Raw genomic sequence first — 4,389 nt, forward strand, 5'->3', positions numbered from 1 at the left:
GACTTAATTACTTTAAAAATTCTGAAAATTCATTGCATTTTATGGTATAGTTCGTTATACTATTTAATAACTTAGTAGTATGCATTTAACACAAAGGAGTGACTCAACATGAAAAATCAAACTGATGTAAAGAAACAAATGGTTGCTGACCCAGTCCGTACGATTAATCAGATGGGCGTTGAACTTGTGATTGCACATGCATTAAAGAACCAAAGAAAACAGAAATTGCAACAGTTAATTGATGAAGCATTAGTCAATAAAAATGAACAAGCATTTCTAGAATATACCAATGAATATTTAGAGTTGGAGGCAGTCAACGTTGAGTAGTCAAATGATTTCCACGTCTTCAAATTAAACAGGACTATCCGTCATGTGTGGGTAGTCCTGTTTTTACGTCGTTATGTTAAATTTTATACTTATTTGTGTCCGTAATTTAAGTCGTGTATGAATATTTACACTTTCATTTCCAAATGAAAATCATGACTTGATTGCATTTAATCACTTTAAGATTGAGTAACGTCCCTTGATTCTATATTCTAATGACTCAGCATGTAAAAAATAGCTACAATACACGCGATAATGATCATAACGTTAAAAACAATTGCCTTTATATCCTTATTTCTACTCGTCAATTTAAATCCCCCCTCAAAATACAAAAATACAACTTAATCTCATCTATTGTTTGAAACATTGCAATAAGGATTGTAAGAACGACTCTTTTATTTTTGCAGCGTCCTCAAAAGCCTCATGACGATTTTACTTGTCACGTTCCTCTCCTATCTGACATTTGTTATCAAATAGAAAATGTACATCGTCCAAACTTATTCATATTATACCCAAAATACATGTTGTAAAAATGATGCCATACAATAATGAATAAAGATCGATATGTATGCATGGGCTCGACTTCAAAAAAATCCCCTTCACAAGAGTACTGTTGAAACAAAATTCCCACAGAATAATACCTACCATCCATCTCATTACAATCACTTACTTTTTTTGGAATACATACAATTCAATCAAAGATGACGTGAATTGGGACAACGTTTATTTACCATGCGTATCACTAATACGACAGTCACGATAACATTTGTGACAATATTCAATATCGTCAATACCCTATCTTTATTGTCCATAACTCACTCCCCTTTCTTATTGTATTCACCCTATTATGAACACCTTAAATAGATACAACATTTCATTTTTCGTGTCATTGTTAATGATATTTTAATTCATAGCACTTTGACACCAAATTAACCATAGATAGATTTATACCTTCATTTTATATAGTACAATATTTTAACGCCCATAAACAACGCCTGAACGTGATGAAAAATAAACATACCACTTTTAGTGACAATACAATCGAATGAAACCACAAAAATAAACGAATTTTATATTAAAATAATTGAGTTTTCATCTATATATTAGTTATTCAGTTTAATAATCCATAGAGCTAACCCACAAAGTTACAAGTTAAAATTAACATTTTGCAAAAAATTAACATTTATAAAGTAGAAAAGATTCCGTTTAAAAAAACCTTGATTAATTAAATCTTTTAATTTTTATTCTTGTATTAAACAGTTTATTATCATAGAATTTTTACACGATTGATTGTACTTTTAAATCAACAAATGTTATTGGAGATGATATTTAAATGAAAAACCCAAAATCAAATAATCCCAGGACCTTATCACGATTTTCGATTCGAAAGTGTTCTGTGGGTACAGCGTCCTTTTTAATCGGAACTGTTGCATTTTTCGGCCTTCATCACGAAGCTTTTGCAGCTGAAAACTCAACAACACCTGTCACTGTGACGCAATTACAAGAGGGATTTAACAAAGCATCAGCAGAAGAACAAGCTGATTCACAAACAAAAAAAGAATGAAACAACTATAGATGAAACAACAGCTACACAATCGAATACTGAATTAACACCAACTCAAAATCAAGAAACGAATGAAACAGTGGCAACACAGGCTACGCAAACTTCAGATGCTGCATCATCAGAAGCTAAAGACAGCACAACACAAACTCAAGAAACTCCAAAAGAAACTGATATTGCTCAAATAGAAGCAACACAAAATAAAACGACTGAAACAGGACAGAATACATCACCAGATAAAACATCAAGTCAAGAAGTAGAAAATGAGAGCGTCAATAGCAAACAAGAAACAACACCTTCTAATTCTCAAAACAAAGGTTCATCTCAACAAGATTCCCCATCTACGACACCTTCACAACAGACGAATGACCAACCACTTCCTACAAACGATGAATCAAGTGATCAAATATCTGCATCAAAATCAACTTTGAATAATCAACCTACTGAATCAACACCAACTCCAGAAGCAACCAATAACACAACAAATGTTGATGCAACACCAAAAGCAGTTACTGCACCACGTCAGTTGAAAATGGTTCAAGGAAAATCACTATTACGTGCTGTAAGTGCTACTGACGCTACACCTTTAGCTGCAGGTGGTTCAAATGTAAATGACCAAATCACAGCATCCAACATGAAAATCAGTGAATCTTATATCGAACCGAACAACTCAGGTAGCTTTTATTTGAAGAGTGACTTCGCTGTCAATGGTACGGTTAAAGAAGGCGATTACTTCACAGTTAAAATGCCTGACACTGTCAACACATTTGGGGATACACGTTACTCACCTGACTACAAAGAACAGCTTAAAAACGCTAGCGGTGAAGTTATTGCATTAGGTGACTATGATGTCGACACCCATACATTAACTTACAGATTTACTAGCGCTGTTAATAATTTACAAGATGTAAGTGGTTCATTCAATTTAACACAATTTATGGATCGTAATGTCGCTAAAAATTCAGCTAGATATCCATTACACTATGAAATTGCTGGTGAAACATTAGATACTCAAATTGATGTTAACTATGGTCAATATTACAATGTAGCCGACTCTAACTTGAAGTCGATGATTACAATGGAAGATCCCACAACAGGTGAATACGAGCAATACATCTACGTCAATCCTTTGCAGAAAACTGCGAATGGGACTGTCGTTAGAATCCAAGGCTTCCAAGACGACCCTGCTAAAAGTAATGGCCAGGTGAATCCAGATGTCACTACGATTAAAATTTTCAAAGTGGCAGATGGTCAAGCACTAAATAGTAGTTTTGGTGTCATTGATAGCGAATATGAAGATGTAACGAGTCAATTTGAAACAATTTTCCGTGATGGACGCAACATGGCGGATGTATTCTTAGGCGACTTAAATGGTGCCCGCTATATTATTAAAGTTTCAAGTAAAGAGGTTTCAGGTTCTTCTGAAGACTTAAATTTACGTGCTTCAATGTATACAGAAAACATCTATAATCAATACGACCGTATTACATGGGATAACAATATTGTAAAAAGTCTATCTAGCGGTACTGCAGATGGTACTTTAGCAACATATCAATTAGGTGACAAAGTTTGGGAAGATACAAACAAAAATGGTATTCAAGATGCGGGTGAAATCGGAATACCAGGTGTAAAAGTCACATTAAAAGATAAAGACGTAAAAGTGTTAGAGCAAGTTGAAACAAATACGAACGGTAAATATATTTTTGATAATTTACCAAATGGTATTTACACTGTAGATTTCGAAACACCTGAAGGATATACTGCGAGTCCGCAAAACCAAGGTAATGATGCGTCAGATTCAGATGGTCCAAATAGTGCACAAGGTATCATCAGTGACGGTAATAACTTAACCGTTGACCAAGGTTTCTATCTCACTGAAACACCTACACGTAATGTGGGTGATAGAGTATGGGAAGACTTGAATAAAAACGGTATCCAAGATGAGGGTGAACCAGGTATCGCCAATGTTAAAGTCACACTTACAGATAAGGACGGTAATGTTGTAGGTACACGTACAACGGATACGAGTGGTAACTACTTATTTGAAGATGTTAAAGAAGGCGAATACACAATTGACTTTGAAACACCTGATGGTTATACGCCAACACTAACAGGACAAGGCACATTAGGCAGAGACTCTAACGGGACTTCTACACGTATTTTGGTAGAAACTGATGATGACTTAACCATTGATAGTGGTTTCTTCAAAACTGAGCCACCTGTACCACCAACTCACAATATCGGTGATAAAGTTTGGGAAGATACGAATAAAGACGGTATCCAAGACACGGATGAACCAGGTATCCCTAACGTAACTGTCACATTGAAAGATGCTGATGGTAACATTGTCGATACGCGTACAACGGATTCAAATGGTAACTACTTATTCGAAAACGTTAAACAAGGTAATTATACGATTGAGTTCACGACACCTGACGGTTATACACCAACGCAAACAGGTCAAGGCACAACGGATAACGACTCTAATGGTACTTCAACGAACG

General features: G+C 35.1%; 3 protein-coding genes. All 3 read left to right on the forward strand.

Translation table 11 applies throughout. From position 1 onward, the window contains the following. Positions 1–108 precede the first annotated feature (108 nt). Complete coding sequence (locus CD138_RS12510) at positions 109–327, forward strand: IDEAL domain-containing protein (RefSeq protein ID WP_019168467.1); 219 nt, start codon at positions 109–111, stop codon at positions 325–327. Positions 328–1,657: 1,330 nt separating this feature from the next. After that, the gene (locus tag CD138_RS12515; RefSeq protein ID WP_051005975.1) at positions 1,658–1,888 is read left to right on the forward strand and encodes a YSIRK-type signal peptide-containing protein; all 231 of its coding nucleotides are present in this window, start codon (positions 1,658–1,660) and stop codon (positions 1,886–1,888) included. A gap of 79 nt (positions 1,889–1,967) precedes the next feature. Next, positions 1,968–4,389, forward strand: a 2,422-nt coding sequence (locus CD138_RS12520) for an SdrD B-like domain-containing protein (protein ID WP_103266000.1), incomplete at its 3' end; no start/stop codon positions are given.

Origin of the sequence: Staphylococcus intermedius NCTC 11048 (assembly GCF_002902385.1) — a bacterium.
GTDB classification, from domain to species: domain Bacteria; phylum Bacillota; class Bacilli; order Staphylococcales; family Staphylococcaceae; genus Staphylococcus; species Staphylococcus intermedius.